This window comes from Nostoc sp. 'Peltigera membranacea cyanobiont' 210A, assembly GCF_002246015.1.
GTDB lineage: Bacteria > Cyanobacteriota > Cyanobacteriia > Cyanobacteriales > Nostocaceae > Nostoc.
Map to the genome: position 1 here is coordinate 1,075,102 of NZ_NOLJ01000001.1, position 16,616 is coordinate 1,091,717.

General features: G+C 40.3%; 16 protein-coding genes. 10 read left to right on the forward strand and 6 right to left on the reverse strand.

Going from position 1 to position 16,616, the window contains the following annotated elements; all coding sequences use genetic code 11:
• Positions 1-15: 15 nt before the first annotated feature.
• Positions 16-1,041: a multicopper oxidase domain-containing protein gene (locus CDG76_RS04445; RefSeq protein ID WP_094347815.1), complete on the reverse strand. Its 1,026-nt coding sequence runs from the start codon at positions 1,039-1,041 to the stop codon at positions 16-18.
• A 695-nt stretch (positions 1,042-1,736) separates the two neighbouring features.
• Here CDG76_RS04445 and CDG76_RS04450 point away from each other — a divergent pair.
• From CDG76_RS04450 to cofH, 3 genes are all read left to right on the forward strand, one after another.
• Positions 1,737-1,928 carry a CbtB domain-containing protein gene (locus tag CDG76_RS04450; RefSeq protein WP_094347816.1) on the forward strand — a complete coding sequence of 64 codons (192 nt, stop codon included), beginning with the start codon at positions 1,737-1,739 and terminating at the stop codon, positions 1,926-1,928.
• 271 nt (positions 1,929-2,199) lie between these two features.
• A complete protein-coding gene (locus tag CDG76_RS04455; RefSeq protein WP_094347817.1) occupies positions 2,200-3,369 on the forward strand; it encodes a hypothetical protein in 1,170 nt (389 codons plus the stop codon).
• Positions 3,370-3,641: 272 nt separating this feature from the next.
• Positions 3,642-4,784, forward strand: coding sequence for a 7,8-didemethyl-8-hydroxy-5-deazariboflavin synthase subunit CofH (gene cofH, locus CDG76_RS04460; RefSeq protein ID WP_094347818.1), 1,143 nt, complete (start codon positions 3,642-3,644; stop codon positions 4,782-4,784).
• 144 nt (positions 4,785-4,928) lie between these two features.
• Here cofH and CDG76_RS04465 read toward each other — a convergent pair whose 3' ends face one another.
• Positions 4,929-6,614 (reverse strand): alkaline phosphatase family protein, encoded by a 1,686-nt coding sequence (locus CDG76_RS04465; protein WP_094347819.1) that lies wholly within the window; start codon positions 6,612-6,614, stop codon positions 4,929-4,931.
• A gap of 403 nt (positions 6,615-7,017) precedes the next feature.
• Between CDG76_RS04465 and CDG76_RS04470 the strand changes: the two genes are divergently transcribed.
• Both CDG76_RS04470 and CDG76_RS04475 read left to right on the forward strand, forming a co-directional pair.
• The gene (locus CDG76_RS04470) at positions 7,018-7,692 is read left to right on the forward strand and encodes a response regulator transcription factor (protein ID WP_094347820.1); all 675 of its coding nucleotides are present in this window, start codon (positions 7,018-7,020) and stop codon (positions 7,690-7,692) included.
• A gap of 58 nt (positions 7,693-7,750) precedes the next feature.
• Positions 7,751-8,983, forward strand: coding sequence for a sensor histidine kinase (locus tag CDG76_RS04475; protein ID WP_094347821.1), 1,233 nt, complete (start codon positions 7,751-7,753; stop codon positions 8,981-8,983).
• Positions 8,984-9,006: 23 nt separating this feature from the next.
• Here the strand turns inward: CDG76_RS04475 and CDG76_RS04480 are convergent, their stop codons facing one another.
• On the reverse strand, positions 9,007-9,492 hold the full coding sequence (locus CDG76_RS04480) for a PepSY domain-containing protein (RefSeq protein ID WP_094347822.1): 486 nt from the start codon (positions 9,490-9,492) through the stop codon (positions 9,007-9,009).
• A 303-nt stretch (positions 9,493-9,795) separates the two neighbouring features.
• Here CDG76_RS04480 and CDG76_RS04485 point away from each other — a divergent pair, with 303 nt between their 5' ends.
• The 5 genes from CDG76_RS04485 to CDG76_RS04505 all read left to right on the forward strand — a co-directional run bounded on the left by CDG76_RS04485 (position 9,796) and on the right by CDG76_RS04505 (position 14,880).
• Entirely contained in the window at positions 9,796-10,563 is a 768-nt protein-coding gene (locus tag CDG76_RS04485) for a COG4705 family protein (RefSeq protein ID WP_094347823.1), read from the forward strand.
• Between the two features lie 135 nt (positions 10,564-10,698).
• Positions 10,699-11,454, forward strand: a complete 756-nt coding sequence (locus tag CDG76_RS04490) for a COG4705 family protein (protein WP_094347824.1) — start codon at positions 10,699-10,701, stop codon at positions 11,452-11,454.
• A 9-nt stretch (positions 11,455-11,463) separates the two neighbouring features.
• The gene (locus tag CDG76_RS04495; RefSeq protein ID WP_094347825.1) at positions 11,464-12,144 is read left to right on the forward strand and encodes a phosphatase PAP2 family protein; all 681 of its coding nucleotides are present in this window, start codon (positions 11,464-11,466) and stop codon (positions 12,142-12,144) included.
• A gap of 247 nt (positions 12,145-12,391) precedes the next feature.
• Positions 12,392-12,796: a photosystem II protein Psb27 gene (psb27, locus tag CDG76_RS04500; RefSeq protein ID WP_190240755.1), complete on the forward strand. Its 405-nt coding sequence runs from the start codon at positions 12,392-12,394 to the stop codon at positions 12,794-12,796.
• A gap of 584 nt (positions 12,797-13,380) precedes the next feature.
• A complete protein-coding gene (locus CDG76_RS04505) occupies positions 13,381-14,880 on the forward strand; it encodes a family 10 glycosylhydrolase (RefSeq protein ID WP_094347827.1) in 1,500 nt (499 codons plus the stop codon).
• A 107-nt stretch (positions 14,881-14,987) separates the two neighbouring features.
• On the opposite strand, the gene CDG76_RS04510 is transcribed toward CDG76_RS04505, so the two are convergent.
• The 3 genes from CDG76_RS04510 to CDG76_RS04515 form a co-directional block, all read right to left on the reverse strand.
• Positions 14,988-15,536 carry a chloramphenicol phosphotransferase CPT family protein gene (locus tag CDG76_RS04510; protein ID WP_262984303.1) on the reverse strand — a complete coding sequence of 183 codons (549 nt, stop codon included), beginning with the start codon at positions 15,534-15,536 and terminating at the stop codon, positions 14,988-14,990.
• Positions 15,517-15,684, reverse strand: a complete 168-nt coding sequence (locus tag CDG76_RS38140) for a hypothetical protein (protein WP_223265134.1) — start codon at positions 15,682-15,684, stop codon at positions 15,517-15,519. The genes CDG76_RS04510 and CDG76_RS38140 overlap by 20 nt, the downstream gene beginning before the upstream one ends.
• A 231-nt stretch (positions 15,685-15,915) precedes the next feature.
• A complete protein-coding gene (locus CDG76_RS04515) occupies positions 15,916-16,512 on the reverse strand; it encodes a molybdenum cofactor guanylyltransferase (protein ID WP_094347829.1) in 597 nt (198 codons plus the stop codon).
• Positions 16,513-16,616 lie beyond the last annotated feature (104 nt).

Below are 16,616 nucleotides of genomic sequence, written 5' to 3' on the forward strand. Positions count from 1 at the left end.
AATTAAATAATATCGTCAGGAACTCTTAAGAGGATTTTGAGAGTTGCTCTCAGTAAGTACTTCAAATTGACCCATGCAACCGTTTTCTGCGATCGCATCTTGATGGGGATGGAACATATACTTACCTGGGTAACGAAAAGCAAACTCTAAGATGTGCCTTTCTGCGACACCCATCGTAATCACATCTGCTTTCTCGCTAGGAGTCATAGTCATGCCATAGCGATAGACATCAAAGAAGTTGGCGTGGAGATGAAACGTCACTGCCGGATCGTATTCAATGATGTTGAGGACATACAGCCGAATCAACTGATCTTTGTAAATCTGAATCGGGTTATGCATGTAATAGTGGGGCAGACCATTGAAGGCGTAATAGTCATTATGGCTATCATCATTCACGTCATACCCACCCATCACTAGTACGATTTCATCAGCCGGGGGACGGGGAGTCGGTGGATCGATGATAAACATTCCGTACAGTCCCTTAGCGATGTGGCGGGTGACTGGTTCAATATGGCAGTGGTATAAATGAACGCCATAAGGTTCAGCATCAAATTCGTAGATTGTGGCATTACCATTGCTGATTGGGCGAACACCATCCATTTCTGCGGGATGAACGCCATGAAAATGCAAAGAGTGAGAATGTCCCGCATTATTGAGAAATAGTACCCGGATGCGATCGCCCTGTTTGGCCCGTAGCGTTGGCCCTGGTATGCGACCGTTTAAATCCCAGATGTTGTAAGAGACAACACTATTGAGTTTTATGATGGAAGACCCAGCAGTTAACTGAAATTCCCGGATAGTCCGCCCATTTTCTTGCTTCACCGTCCCATAATCAAAATCCCTTAACATCTTCATTGGGTTAGTAACATCGTCTGGTGCTGACCTATCGAATGGTGGCACTTTAACGATTGACTTACTTTGTAGATTTAGCATCTGCCAAAGTCCAGCGGCACCAGTTATTCCAGCACCGGCTAGGCCCAGCTTCAACAATTGACGGCGGCTCCAAGGTTTTCCGTTACTTAGAGCGAAGTTGTTGGGCATGACATTTAGTTACAGTTAGCACCAAAAAAGAATTGCAAATCTTTTGCAATTGCTTTTAGATATTAGAGGAATTAATAATTATTGTCAATAATTTTTAAGTGCTTATAAATTGTCAGTTAAGTTGTTAAATCTAGATCAAGCTCTAAAAACTCTCGCAATATTTTCTTAATTTTAACTGTATTTATACGTTTAGTTATGTATAAATAATGTTTAAATAAAACTAACTGGTTCATACCTATTCCTGATATGCTGATTGCTTCAGCAGTACTTAGAGTATAAACAATGAGTATAATAGCACCTTGAATATAGACGCGAGCAAGAAACTGTTGTTAATCTGTAGTGTATTTAATTGGTTTAGGGATAACATAAATCACGTTTCTTCAAGGAATCTTGAATGCTTGGTAATATGAGAATTTTTAATTTTTATCTGTTACCTTCGTGTTAGCAGCGCTGAAAATGCCATCACTCAAAACCATGTGTCATTCTTTTGTTATTTGTATGGACTTTCTGTGTAGATTTCTGCATCGCGATCAGCGAATGTCAAAGGATAGTATAGTATTCACTAAAGTCGAATTACACAAGACATTTGATACACACTTGTCAAATACAAAGTTGATGGTATATCTTTTTGCAATCAAGCGGCGTTATGCCCTTTGATTGATGAATTACCCAAATTTATTATTAGGAGGTCAAAAATGACTACTTTTTCTCATATTTCACTATTGCAGAAGACCGCAGGTATTACCTTATCCAAACCTGTGCAGGTAACACTTTATATGATGCTATCTTCTTTAGTTATCTGGACTGTTTTGTTCTCCACCTATCCTGCGGTTCATAACACAGCACACTCAGCGCGTCACCACACATTAGGCGTTGCATGTCACTAAATTATCATAATCCCAAGATTTTTAGGTGCATGAAGCTTTGACGCTAAAATAACGCGGATTTCGCGCCAGTGTTTTTGCTGGTAAATAACTTTTAGGTTTTGTAGAGATGCTTTGTTTATCATCTCTACATCACCTTAATTTAAGATGATATCTGACTAATTCGTTGGCTAGAATTTTTATGCTTAATAATAATCTGGAGTAACTTTCATCCATTACTATGAAAGTTTCAGTTGTAGAAATTAGATAAGTTTCACATTTACCGTAAGCTTTTATGAAAAAATATCGGCTTTTTGGAGTTATCAGTGCTATTTGTATTACTTTGTCAGTTCTTTATTCCTTTGTGGTAAGTTCCCAAATTCCTACATCCAGAGTCTTGCTTTCCACCAACCCACCTTTAGAACGTATTCTTCCCTTTGAAGCAGAGGCAGAAAAACCACAATCTCCCGTTAAACTGACATTGCAAGCTGTTGATGCTGCGGGTAAATCTTTAGCAAATGCCAAAATTAGTTTACAAATTCTGACACCGCCACGTAATCCTTGGTTAACAACAGATTTCCCCATTGTTGAGGGGACAAAATTGTTGCAAATGAATGCTACTGCACCTGATGGTAAGCTAGAAATTCAGCAGATGTTACCCATCCGTGGTAATTATAAACTGTTAGTTAAAGTATCACCTTTGGTAACAAATACCTTTGCTGCTTATGAACAAACTTTAAATCTAAATGTCCGCGAAAATCCAATAAAATATAAATATTTTGTTATTATTGCAGCTATTTTACTGTCACTTGGATTGTTGGGCGGTTGGGTTATTGGTGGACAAGAAGAACTACAACAAGGAGAAATTGCACCACAGTCAGTCCGCCTTTTATTAAGTGCATTAACTGTAGTGGCTATAATAACTCTAATAGTTATCAACATTAGTGCAGAAGTTGCGGAAGCTCATGGCAGTGGACATAGCTTAAATAGTACCGAAGCCGTTGCACCATCATCTCAAAAATCTCAGGGATTAGAAATTAACCTTGAGGGAGATAAAAACGCAACTGTCGGAAAACTTGCGAATTTAGGGTTACAGGTGAAAGATGCTGAAACCGGACAGCCTATAACAGATGTAGCTTTGCAAGTAAAAGCGATCGCTACAGAACACAATTTAACAGTCTTTGACTACAAAGGTATTCCCGACGAACAAGGGAAGTTAATATGGCTTGAACAATTTTTTGATGGTTCACCCCACAAAATCGAGGTGGAAGCCACTCCTCTACCAGGATCTAGCCGTCAATTTGCACCAGTGAAAATAGCGCAAGAAGTTGAAGTTGAAGCGATCGCACCACCAATTTACATCCGATTGATTGGTTTATTCTACTTTACAGCCTTTGTCGGTATTGGTATGGCGATTGGATTGCTAATACAACATCGACGAAAACCACAAGCAAAGACAAATTAGTAATATCAGAGTTGTACTAAAGATTCCTGCTAATACAAAGATATAGGTTACTTAATCAAAATAGTTGTGGTTAAACCACACTATTTTTTTTGTTAATGGGTTGTATAGACTATAAAAAGTAGTGTAATCGGACAAGGTAAGCTATTGCAAGAGCTTTAAAGGTAAAATTTATGTTTGAGCTTGGAATTTTCGAGAATTGGTATATTTATTAAGTAGAATTTTATTATTTACAAGCTCATAAAATTAAGATTTACCAAGAAATTAAGAAAGTAATGCTGATAAAAATTGCGTTTGAAACAATTCTTGAACGTGCTTTGATGGGATATGACTTATCCCCCGAAGAGGGAGTGGTATTGTTACAACAAACAGAACCAGAGGCGATCGCAGCAATATGTACTACATCCGATACACTCCGCCACACTCAAGCAGGCGATACTGTCACCTACATAATTAACCGTAATATTAACTTTACTAATATTTGTGAGCAGCACTGTAGTTTTTGTGCATTCCGTCGAGATGATGGTGATGCCGATGCCTACTGGTTAGATTCGGCGCAAATTTTGGAAAAAGCGACAGATGCAGTAAAACGGGGTGCGACAGAAATCTGTATGCAGGGGGGATTAAATCCACAAGCACTGATAAATGGTAAATCTTTGCCCTATTATCTCAAAGTCGTAGAAACCATTAAACAGGAATTTCCCCAGATACATTTACACGCTTTCTCTCCCCAAGAGGTACAATTTATCGCCAGACTGGACGGACTGGAATATGCTGAGGTGATTACTGCTTTGCGCGATGCTGGTGTTGGCTCAATGCCGGGAACAGCAGCTGAAGTATTAGACGATGAAGTAAGGCGGATATTGTGTCCAGAAAAGATTGACACAGCCACTTGGCTAGAAATTATCAGCACCGCTCACAAATTAGGCTTGTATACTACCAGCACCATGTTATCTGGGCATATTGAAACCCACGAACAGCAAATTGGGCATTTAGAAAAATTGCGATCGCTCCAAAAAACCGCCATCAATCGGGGATATCCAGCCAGGATCACAGAGTTTATTTTATTACCCTTCGTTGGTCAAGAAGCACCCAAATCCTTACGTCGTCGTGTCGGACGCGATCAACCAGTTTTAAGTGATGCACTGCTATTAGGAGCTGTGGCGCGGATTTATTTAGGTAATTGGATTCCCAACCATCAGCAGAGTTGGGTAAAACTGGGGCTTGCAGGTGCAACAGAATCCTTAGCTTGGGGTTGCAACGATATCGGCGGCACATTGATGGAGGAGCATATTACCACAATGGCAGGTGCTTTGGGTGGTACGTGTATGGAAGTGGAAACTTTGCAAACTGCGATCGCTTCTTTAGGAAGACCTTACCAACAACGAGATACTCTTTATCAGAAAATTAGGAATTAGGAAAAAAATTCCCCTTCAATCTCCTTACTCTGTGTTCTCTGCGCCTCTGTGGTTAAATCAATTACTTTTAAACCGCAGAGGCACAGAGAGATGAGAGAAAAAACAGATTATACAGATCAGGTTAAAAAAGCTAATCTTCAACACTTAACGGAGTTGCTTGCGTTGCCTCCATAGAGAGACAGTTAACATCAAGCCCATAAAAGATAACAAGCCAAGACTTGTATTTGGCTCTGGAACTGCACGGGCATCAGAAATTCCTAACCCTGGTAATTTTTTAGTACCTTCCTTCACCGCACCCTGTAATAAATCAGGATTTAACCCCAACGCATCTAAAGCCGTAACAGCTACTTGAGTTGTTTTTACCGTCTGCGTTTGGATTGTACCTTTGAGTCCAGAAGCTAAAATCCCGCTAGCAGCAATCAATCCAACATGGGTATCGTCATCTGAAAAACCCCCATGTTCAGCCCTTTTTGTACCATCTGAAATCACATATCCAGGATTCAATTTGATAATGAAATCTGGTGTCCGGTCATCTGACAACGGATTGCCAAAGCCTGCTTGTTGTAGTGCATCACCAGATAACACCTCATTAATCGCCGGATTTTTGAGATTTTTTAAAAGAGTTGCCGCAGTATCAGCTTGGCTTTGATCTGCAAGCCAAAACAACCCAACATCATCTTGTGTTGCATGATTTACGGTAATCCCAGCTTTTTCTAAAACATCTGTAAATGTGTTTTCAGAAATTAGGGTAGCTGTTCCCTCACGGGGACTTTGACCGTGTTTTGCTGTCAAGACCACTAATGTTGAATCAAACAAATTTTGTTGCTTCAATGCATTAACTATGTTCCCGATACTAGCATCTGTATGTTTTAAGGCGTCAATCAATCCTGGTGAAGGTGTTCCATCAGCAGCAATTCCACCATTACTGGTAGCATCTTTCTGGGCGACGCTAAGAGCTTGAAAATTCATGCCAAAAATAGCAGGATTTCCCGGAGTAGTCGTTCCTTGAGAATTCTTACCAGCTATTTGGTTTAAAAGCGCATTTACCTTCAAATCATCATAAGCTTCTGTAAGACTAGTGCTTTTAGTTGTCGTTTTAAATGTGAGATTGCTAGGATTTTGGGCTGTTGATTGATCGACTAATTTGCCGTTCTCCAAAGCTACTTTAGCATTGATTTCTGGAGCATAAAAGTCATCAATACCTTTGCCTGAAGGCCCATTAGCAAGGTCATAGGCAGGATGTTTATCAATAAATGCGGTGTGTAACCCGGCATCATGAGCTACCTCAAAAATTGTATTAACATTCAGGTAGTTATGAGGATAAATCGGTTTTCCGGTGCTGTCTACAGGCAACTTACTTGAATCAATGCTACCTTTTCCAAAATCACCACCTCCACTAATAAGATTTGGGTTTTTATCAATACTTTCATCAAATAGAACTCCAGTACCAGTAGGACTCCCGATTTGACTTAATAATGAGCGACTATATGAATTGTCGTAATAAACCCCTGTAGTTTTTGGACTTGCTCCTGTTAAGTAGTTCAATTCACCAGGAAAAGAATCCGAGGGTGTACTGGTAAAGGCGTTAGTGTAAGTAACACCATTCGCTTGCAAATTCTTAATATTCGATAAATAAGGTTGAAGCAAAGGATCGTCGATGTCAGCATCATGTAGTCCATCTACTGATAAGAGCAATACATGTTGGTAAAGGCTGGCTGCTGTTGCTGCTGAGTTATTAAATTGTAAAAATGTCTGTCCTGATAAAATAACTGTGCTAAAAATTACTGCTTTAAAAACAGTAGGTAGATGAGAATTGCTAAATCGAGTCATCCTATTTATTTCCTTTGCTGAAAAAGTACCCTATGTATTGTTCTAGGCTTGTGGTTATTAGCGTTATGAATCAACAGCAATAGAGCCAAATTTTACTAAACTAAAACAATACGATAAGTTATGAAATGTATTTGGTTACAAAGGTATTCGGTTACTAAATAGCAAAAGTTTAAATTCCTCTATTTGTTGTTACCCCTGTTGAAGTAACTATTTAATTTAGGAATTTATTGTTTTATGAATCACCTTGATTGGTGTCGCATATTTTGATCGCTCATACGAAACATTAATCAGGTCATATTAAGCTAAAGTTAAGAATATATGATAAAAAAATTAAGCTTAATCTTGTAGATAAGATAACCTTTGATCGTGTTAGAAAGCCCTAATAATTTAAAGGTGGAGCATTATGAGAATTTTGATAGTAGAAGATGACGATCGCATTGCGAAGCCATTAGCCGAATTTTTAAGACGACAACACCATATTGTGGATATAACAACTGATGGGTTGGCAGCTTGGGAATGGTCGCAATCAGCATTATATGAGCTAATTTTATTAGATTTAATGCTTCCTAAATTAGATGGAATTACTCTATGTCAGCGTTTACGCGCCGCTTCATCTAATGTTCTGATTTTAATGCTGACGGCACGAGATACAACAGCTGACAAAATTATCGGACTCGATGCTGGTGCTGATGATTATTTGGTTAAGCCATTTGAATTAAAAGAGTTAGCAGCACGCATCAGGGCTTTAGCTCGAAGAACTCCAGAAATTCGCCCCCAGATTTTAATCCACGGTGATTTGCAACTAGACCCAGCAACTCAACAAGTTACTTATGCAGGAAACATCATATTATTAACTCCTAAAGAATATATGATATTAGAATATTTTTTGAAAAACCCAAATCAAGTTATAAGTCGTTCGGCAATTCTTGATAAACTGTGGGATTTTGATAAATCTTCGGGAGAAGGAAGTATTAAAACTCATATTACAAATTTGCGGAATAAACTTAGAGCATCTGGAAGTTCAGAAGACTTGATTGAAAATATTTATGGCATTGGTTATCGTTTAGGACACAAGTAAAATATTAAAAGTTATCAGTTTTGCAAATGGAAACTAACAAATTTATGGCGGAAATAATGTGTTTCAAAGAATCAGATATCGTTTATTGTTGTCTTACTTAGTTGTATTTGCATCGCTACTGGGAATATTTGCGATCGCAGTCCGATTTGCTTTCACTCGTAGCCTGAATGAGCAAATCACAGATAAACTCTTAGCTATAGGGAAAGGTGCAGCTGCAAATGTAGAATTTGAAAAAGGTCGCCTAACGGTTGAAAGTGATTTTCGTCCACAAGACTTAATTGCTTATCATCAAGCTTTGCAGTGGTTTGATACTCAAGGAAATTTGATTAACCAACAAGGAAAAACTGTTTTAACTTTACCTTTTTTACCAAACAAAATAGTACAATTTCAGACTGGTAAAATTCCTATCCAAGTAGTAACTGTACCAATTATTGCTAGCGATAATGGTCAGCTAGTTGGGTATGTTAGGGTGAGTCAATCTTTAGAAGAATTTGATGAAACCCTCCAAAAACTAGACTTGGGATTAGGTGGTGGGATTATTGTAACTTTAGTTCTGAGTAGTATTGGCGGAATTTTCCTAACTCGTCAAGCAATGCAACCTATTGAGGAGAGTTTTGAAAGGCTCAAACAGTTTACCGCTGATGCTTCCCACGAACTACGCAGTCCGTTAATGGCGATCAAAATTAATGCTGAGTTACCGTTAGAATATCCAGAAGAAATCGGGCCAAAAGATGCAGAAAAGTTTCAGGCGATCGCTAACGCTACTAACCAGATGACTCGCCTTACTGAAGACTTACTGATGTTAGCACGCACTGATAAAGTTTCCAATCAAAATAGGGATACTCTCAATTTAATGTCAATATTAGAGAACCTAATACAACTGTATAAACCTCAAGCTGAAGGCAAAAAAATTAACTTGAAATTTCAATTAATTGCTAATCTTCAGCTAATAGGTGATTTAGTTCAATTAACGCGACTATTTACTAATTTAATTGAAAACGCCCTTTACTACACACCATCGGGAGGCGTAGTAGAAATTAAAACCAGTCGTGTCGGTTCCCAGCTTTATGTCAACGTGCAAGATACAGGTGTGGGAATAGCACCAGAGTATATCGACAAGGTTTTTGAGCGTTTTTGGCGAGCAGATCAGTCTCGTTCTTATTGGTCTGGTGGTTCTGGTTTAGGACTGGCGATCGCTCAAGCGATCGCCCAAAATCACGGTGGATTAATTAGTGTTATGAGTCAATTAGGAGTTGGTAGTTGTTTTACTGTGCGTTTACCAACTTCTTAACAATTTGATTTTAAGTTCCCTACTTATTTACCATTATCATTGGTTTCGCGATCGCCATCACTACTTTCTTTAACTTGAATACTACTCTTCGGACGAGTAGCTTCATTCTTCTCATCTTGTTGATTGGCATTTTCAGCGTAGAGAACTTTGCCATTACCAGCATCGACCTTAATATCTTGCTGACCAATTTCTACAGAATAAACTAAGTTGCCATCTTCATTTTCGAGTTTGACACTTTTTGCCTTACCTCCCACAGATGCTTCAACTGCTTGTTGTGCTTGTTGGGCTGTAATTTTAGCTAGGGGTTGCAGTTTTGCCGCTTCTTGTGCATCGTCGTTTGTTTCACCGTCACCATCACTAGCTTCAGCAACTTTAGTAACAAGATGATGCTGAGGCACAATTGCTACGAAAGATTGTGGTTGTTTTGCAGAAACAACTCTCGACAAGCCAGCAAATCCCAAAGTACCAATAAAAGCTGCTGCCAAAATAATTTTTGTTGAAGTCTTCATACTTGTAAAATCCCTTAAAGTCTGGGTTTGTATTTCCACAGTAGGTAATAAAAGTCAAGAAATAGTCAAGATTGGTTTTAAATTCACAAATTTAATATCAAGTGGTGAAATTAATTTTTAATGAGACATTTCAGTTATTTCTAGTGCCTATATTAGGAGAAAATTACTTGTTCAATAAAATCTTGACTATTTCTTGACTTTTACTGTGTAAAGTACAATAACTCAGCAATTTCTGACAATACAGGTAACTTCAAGATGTGATGAAATTTCATTTCTATGGAAAAATCAAGAAGGAGAAAGATTATGAATAAAATTTTAAACAGGGTTCCAGAGGTGACAATTTACTTTTGGATTATTAAGGTTTTGGCAACCACAGTAGGTGAAACCGCAGCAGATTTTCTGTCAGCAACCCTAAACCTTGGTTTAGGCATTACATCTTACATTATGAGCGGTGTGTTACTGATTGCGCTGTTGAATCAGTTTAAGCTTAAACGTTATGTCCCAGCAAGTTTCTGGTTTGTGGTTGTTTTGATAAGTATTGTTGGCACACTGATCACTGATAGATTAGTAGACGAGCTTGGAGTTAGTTTGGTAACAACTACTGTAATTTTTAGTGTTTCCTTGTTGGTAGTTTTTGCGCTCTGGTATTTAAACGAAAAGACATTAGCCATGCACTCCATCAATACAGCTAAAAGAGAGCTTTTCTATTGGGTAGCTGTTTTGTTTACCTTTGCCTTGGGCACTGCAACAGGAGACCTCTTGGCAGAGTCTTTGGGACTAGGTTATGCACAATCAGCACTAGTATTTGGTGCTTCAATTGCAATTATAACGATTAGTTATTATTACTTGTGGATGAATGCAGTTTTGGCATTCTGGTTAGCTTATATCTTAACTCGTCCACTTGGAGCATCTATAGGTGATTTACTATCCCAATCTACTACAAATGGTGGCTTTGATTTTGGTACTGTCGGAACCAGTATGCTTTTTCTTTCTATAATCGTCAGCCTGGTTATTTACTTAAGTCTTAAGCAAAAGAAATTAGCTTTACAGCCGATTGAGCGACAAGATTAATTAGCGATCGCCTTCTCGATCTTGGGCATTTTTATGTTTGCGATCTGTTAATTTGGTGGTTATTGACTCTTTCCACTACGGTGAAATCGTAAGTTCCAATAAATTATAATAACCCGACAGTAAGTAGGAGCTAAAATGAGTAAACTTCCACAAATCACTGCCTTCTTTTGGATCATGAAGATATGTGCCACGACTCTGGGAGAAACAGCAGGAGACCTTTTATCGATGACGCTAAATGTGGGCTATGCGGTTAGTTCTCTTATATTGATTGCAGTGTTTTTAACTACTCTTGCAACTCAATTAATCTCGAAAAGCTATAACCCATTACTTTATTGGACAGTCATCCTTTCAACTAGCACAGCTGGCACAACAATGTCAGATTTCATGGATCGCACTTTAGGGTTGGGCTATGCTGTGGGGACTACGATTTTAGTTACCATTCTCTTCGCTATTTTGGCATTCTGGCGATTCAGTGTTGGATCTCTATCTGTTAACAACATCAAAACGCCTAAAGTTGAACTGCTTTATTGGACTACAATTCTATTTTCAAATACTTTGGGTACTGCCTTGGGCGATTTCTTGGCTGATAGTTCTGGTCTTGGATTTGCAGGAGGAGCGCTGCTAATTGCTGGTTTGCTTGCCCTAGTATTAGCAGCACATTACTATACCCAAATTTCCCAAGTCATGTTGTTTTGGATTGCGTTTGTCCTAACCAGACCATTTGGTGCAACACTGGGGGATATTCTGACAAAACCACACGCAAAAGGTGGCCTCGATTTTGGTACTATCGGCTCATCTATAGTCCTTGTGTCAATACTTGGAGTTTGTATTATATTTACAACTCTAAATCAGAAAAAACTAACAGTGGCTAGGACTTCTAATGATAAATGAGATTTAAGTATGCTCCGAAAAATTTCTAGTTTCTGGTTGCGTCATATACATCCTCGTTTTGCTCCCTTAATTGCCACAATTGGTATTGTTGGACTTGCTAGTTGTCTGCTCATACTTTTTGTTTTAGCAAAATTAGCTGAAGAGGTTTTGGAGCGAGAAGCTTTTGCATTTGATACTAGTTTTTTGTTATGGCTACATCAGTTTGCCAATCCGCATTTAGATAATTTAATGCTGTTTATTACAAATCTTGGTAATCCTAGTACAGTGGTTATAGTTGCAGGCACAACTTTCTTGTTACTTTGGTGGCAACGTTACCGAGAAGAAGCAAAAATTTTTGTATTTGTTTGCTTGGGAGGGTTAATTTTAAATACAGGGCTAAAGTTGCTTTTTTCTAAACCTCGTCCTGAACTGTGGCATCGCTTGATTTCTGAAAAATCTTTTAGTTTTCCTAGCGGTCATGCACTAGGTTCTATGGTGCTTTATGGTTTTATTGCTTACGAATTAGCAATTCATTATCCTCATTTTGCTAAAATTATTTACAGTTCGACAGTTATTTTAATTGCTGCTATTGGTATCAGCCGCTTATATTTAGGAGTCCATTGGCCCACAGACATAATTGCAGGTTATGGAGTCGGTTTTTTGTGGCTGATGATATGTATTACGATGCTGAAATTGCAAAGATTGAGGTAGGGAAACTTAGTTGATTAAATCCTATCAACCTCTAATTCCATACTTCGCAGAGAAAACATAGCAACGATAATTGTCTAATCAGATTTTTTAATCACTTGATTTTTGCCCAAGATGGTTGTAGATGAGCGCCTTTGAGGGAATGAAACAGCCCTGCTCCCTACTCCCCACTCTTCACTCTTCACTCAATTGATCCCCAAGTTACCAATCCAAGATAGGATGGACGTTGATTTACGTATTCTTTTACTTAATGCATATGAAGCGCTATTGGTCGCGTTTGCTTGCGCTGGTTTTGGTTGTAGCTATCGGCTTAATGGGTTGTTCTGGCAGTCCAGATAGTTTGACTGGGGATTATCGTCAAGACACCTTAGCTGTGGTCAATATTATGAGACAAGCTCTGGATCTTTCACAAGATTCACCAGATAAGGCAGCAATTCAAGCAGAAGCGCGTCAAAAAATTAATGACTTTTCAGCTCGCTACCAGCGGGTTAACTCTGTTTCTGGTCTTGGCTCGTTTACAACCATACGAACAGCCCTCAATTCCCTAGCTGGACATTACAGTTCTTACCCAAATCGTCCTGTACCCGAAAAACTCAAAAATCGTCTAGAGAAAGAGTTACAGCAGGTAGAGACGGCGTTGAAACGTGGCGGTTAGCTATTAACTATTGCTTACTCCATCATCAATAGTCAGGTGTCAAAAGTTTTGACTCCTGACTATTTTGTTTGTCAAGGCAGAAGGCAGTGTTTCGACTACGCTCAACAACCAGGCAGAAGGCAGGATAGCGCAGCGTTAGCGAGTCCGCGAGCGTCGGCAGGAGGCAGAAACTCTTTATATCTGATGCGTAAGTCCTGCATTTTATAGCTCATTTACTTGAAAAATGCTGTAACAATAATGCAAGCCGACGCATTCACATTGAGGGTGAAGTTTTAATATCTACTTCATGCACTGGAAACCGCTATACAAAAATACGGCAACAGAAATAGACCTTTGAGAGTCTTAAAAAAATAGGTTTTCAAACCCTTAGTATTTAACTATATAATTCGATACACGTTGCTCAGAATTATTTGAATTGGGATCGATGATTATCGCAAATTAAAGGCTTTAAGACCGAACGTCAACACGTAGCTCAGAGTTAGAGCCACTCTGTCTTTGCTCAGTTACCCTGTGGTAAGCAAGTCACAGTCGGAATTTAAATCCCTGTCTGAAACTCTTTTGAATTTGTTCATCTACTGGTAGGTATGTCTAACTGTCCCTTGAAGGTTGCAAGATCGATATTATTTTGGCGGCGCTTATTCGCTGTTGTTTTTACTAGTAGTTTGTTGCTCCCCAACTTGGGAAGCGAACCAGCGAAGGCGCAAGGAACTGAGTATTGTCAGCTATCATCAGCGGCGGCACAACAAAAAGAAAGCTTACGTTTGTTAGCGCTCAAAGGCAAACAAGATGCTCAAACGCGCTACCAAAGCATAATACAAGAACAGGCGCAGAAATTAAAGCAATGTCGCTCTCGAACTTGGCCGCAAACCCAAGCCCTTTGGTTACGCTTATATCCCTGTGACATTCAGCCAGGAATAATCGATCAGATTATGGATCGGATTGTTAATGGTGGCTATAACCAAGTTTATGTAGAAGTATTTTACGATGGGCAGGTACTATTACCAGCAAGAGCTAATCCGACGGTTTGGCCTGCTGTGATTCGCACTCCAGGGGCAGAAAACATTGATATACTCGCCACGGCAATTAAAAAAGGTCGGCAACGTGGTTTGAAGGTCTATGCTTGGATGTTTACCACAAATTTCGGCTATACTTACGCCCAGCGCCGAGATAGAGAAAGTGCGATCGCTCGTAATGGCAAAGGTCAAACGAGTTTATATGTAGTAGATAATGGCTCTCAACTATTTATCGACCCCTACAACCCACAAGCAAAACGCGACTACTACCAATTGGTACAAGAAGTTTTGCGCCGTCGTCCAGATGGCTTGCTATTCGATTACGTGCGTTATCCCCGCCAAGCTGGAAGTGATTCCATCGCCACCAAAGTTTCAGATTTATGGCTATTTAGTCCTGCAACCCAAGAAGCTTTATTTAAACGGGCACAGAATTACAAAGCGCTGGACTTAATTCGCCGCTTTTTAAGCAAGGGATTCGTCACTGGTGGAGATGTCGCTGAAGTTGATAAACTTTATCCCCAGGAAGGAGAACCTCTTTGGCAAGGACGCACTCTCCCAGTAGCGCAAAAGTCAATCCTGCCTGCAACCGATAGACAACCAATTTTACAATGGGAGTTGTGGCAGCTTGCCGTTGCCCATGCTATGCAAGGAATTCTAGATTTTGTCACCATCGCTAGTTACCCAGCAAAGCAGCAAGGTGTTTCTACAGGAGTGGTGTTTTTTCCTGATGGCAACCAAACTGTAGGACAAGGGTATGATTCTCGTTTGCAACCTTGGGATCGGTTCCCCAATACATTAGAGTGGCATCCTATGGCTTATGGGAATTGCGGTAATGTTAGTTGTATCGTGTCGCAAGTGCAACGGGTTTTGAGTATGGCAAAACCGGGTACGCAGATAATCCCGGCTTTAGCCGGTCAGTGGGGAAAATCTGTTAGTAATCGTCCATCCCTAGAAGTGCAAATGCAAGCACTCCGCCAATTTGCCCCCCAACTGAAGGGAGTTAGCCATTTTGCCTATTCTTGGCAATATCCTCAGAATGATAGCGATCGCAAATTCTGTCGAGTTAAGTAGACTGCCTACAGAATTAGTGGAAAGGGATTGAATTTCCCTTTCAACTTATAGAATCACACACTTTACAAATTCATACCAAATATAGCGATCGCAGTCATAAATACAGCTTAAGTATATTGTGCAGCGAGTCGTTGGAATGCCGACGGTGCTGGACTATCTGCGAGGTGCTGGCGTATCACCTCGGCACACGCACCTGGGCTTAACAAAGAGGTATCCACTTCAAGGTCATAGATGCCAGGGATGTGGACTTCACGTTGCCATAACTGAACCGGATGTGGTATCGGGGAGTCAGATGTACTTCCCACGTTCCACCCCGTGTTTTGTCGTCGTTCCATAACGAGCTCGATGGGGCAGTAAACACCTACGAACAAAACCGGCAATCCTTTCAAACGTCGGGCACTATCAGCCAGAATGGCCCGCTCTATTGCGTAGGCGTCATGGTGTCCGACATCAACCACGACATTCAGACCCAAACGGCTGTGGGCAGCGATAGACTCATACATAGCGCTGTACAGAATGGGAACAAGGGCTTCGATGTCCTGGCGTTCTCCCCCTGGTCGTAAACCGATCCCAGGCAAGTATCGTGCGGGAGTCATTTGCATAAATCTATCAACACCCAAATTCATCCACAGACCATCAAATGTCTCCTGAATCACTGCGACAATGCTCGACTTCCCCGATCGCGGGACACCATTCAGGATGATAATCTGTCCAAGCTCCTGTGTCTGCCCCATGATTCCTCCTCGCATCCTTAATACATATAGTTAGCAGTTCCACGTTAGGGCTAAAACGTTGAATAGGCAAGAATTCAGGAGTCAGAATTCAGAATTCAGAATCAAGACGTTGCGCGTAGCGTCTCTGAAAGAGAAGCCTCTCGAACGCGGGTGCATTTCCTTTTGGGAAAAGAGAAGGCTTTACGCTGCGCTATCCGCCAGTTCTACAGAATTCAGAATGAATTCTGTTCGATATCCGAAAAATGACTTTATACCAGAGTTTCCGCAGGTTCAGTTCACGATTAAGTCCCCACTCTCCAACTCAATTTAAAGCCAAGTCGTCTGGTGTATTACAGTTAAATAGCATTTCGGGTTCTGCTAATGGCAAAACTTCTACCGGATATTGCCGAAGCCACTGCTGAAACGATCGCCCGCCTTGGTTGATAAACTCTAGGAGTTGTGGCAGACAGCGACGGCGATAGAAACCACACAGAGGTTCCCAACCTTTGGGATGATAAGCTAAAGCTGCGATCGCATTATCCCCTACACTATCAAGTCTACTTGCCCAATCTTGCAACACTTCAACCCGCAATCTTGGTAAATCGCAAGCTAGCAGTAATACCCATTCTGTTTGCACTTCGGCTAGTCCTTGGGCAAAACCAACTAAAGGCCCGTGGGCTAAAGATTCTCCAGACAAAGGCACTTCTTGGATAAACTGGCAACCAGGCAAAAGCAAATCTTGATAGCGTTCTGGCCAGGGAGTTAGTACATAAACAACATCAGCACAGCTTTGAGCAATGCTACAAACTCGCTGCAACAATGGCACTCCTTGAATGGGAATCAAAGCTTTATCTTGACCCATCCGAGAACTTTTACCGCCTGCTAATACAATTGCTGTTAATTCGCTTCTGGTCGTCATATTTATACATCGAATCGGGGTCTGGGTACTAAGAACTGGAGAGTAGGCACTAAACAAACAAAGAGAATAACCTCATGCCCCATGACCCATGCCCCATGCCCCAT

Bases quoted from the DNA above. Each gene is read 5' to 3' on its own strand.
- CDG76_RS04465 (WP_094347819.1), bottom strand. From the start codon at position 6,614: ATGACTCGATTTAGCAATTCTCATCTACCTACTGTTTTTAAAGCAGTA.
- CDG76_RS04495 (WP_094347825.1), top strand. From the start codon at position 11,464: ATGCTCCGAAAAATTTCTAGTTTCTGGTTGCGTCATATACATCCTCGT.
- psb27 (WP_190240755.1), top strand. From the start codon at position 12,392: ATGCATATGAAGCGCTATTGGTCGCGTTTGCTTGCGCTGGTTTTGGTT.
- CDG76_RS04470 (WP_094347820.1), top strand. From the start codon at position 7,018: ATGAGAATTTTGATAGTAGAAGATGACGATCGCATTGCGAAGCCATTA.
- CDG76_RS04455 (WP_094347817.1), top strand. From the start codon at position 2,200: ATGAAAAAATATCGGCTTTTTGGAGTTATCAGTGCTATTTGTATTACT.
- CDG76_RS04505 (WP_094347827.1), top strand. From the start codon at position 13,381: ATGTCTAACTGTCCCTTGAAGGTTGCAAGATCGATATTATTTTGGCGG.
- cofH (WP_094347818.1), top strand. From the start codon at position 3,642: ATGCTGATAAAAATTGCGTTTGAAACAATTCTTGAACGTGCTTTGATG.
- CDG76_RS04480 (WP_094347822.1), bottom strand. From the start codon at position 9,492: ATGAAGACTTCAACAAAAATTATTTTGGCAGCAGCTTTTATTGGTACT.
- CDG76_RS04490 (WP_094347824.1), top strand. From the start codon at position 10,699: ATGAGTAAACTTCCACAAATCACTGCCTTCTTTTGGATCATGAAGATA.
- CDG76_RS04445 (WP_094347815.1), bottom strand. From the start codon at position 1,041: ATGCCCAACAACTTCGCTCTAAGTAACGGAAAACCTTGGAGCCGCCGT.
- CDG76_RS04485 (WP_094347823.1), top strand. From the start codon at position 9,796: ATGAATAAAATTTTAAACAGGGTTCCAGAGGTGACAATTTACTTTTGG.
- CDG76_RS04515 (WP_094347829.1), bottom strand. From the start codon at position 16,512: ATGACGACCAGAAGCGAATTAACAGCAATTGTATTAGCAGGCGGTAAA.
- CDG76_RS04450 (WP_094347816.1), top strand. From the start codon at position 1,737: ATGACTACTTTTTCTCATATTTCACTATTGCAGAAGACCGCAGGTATT.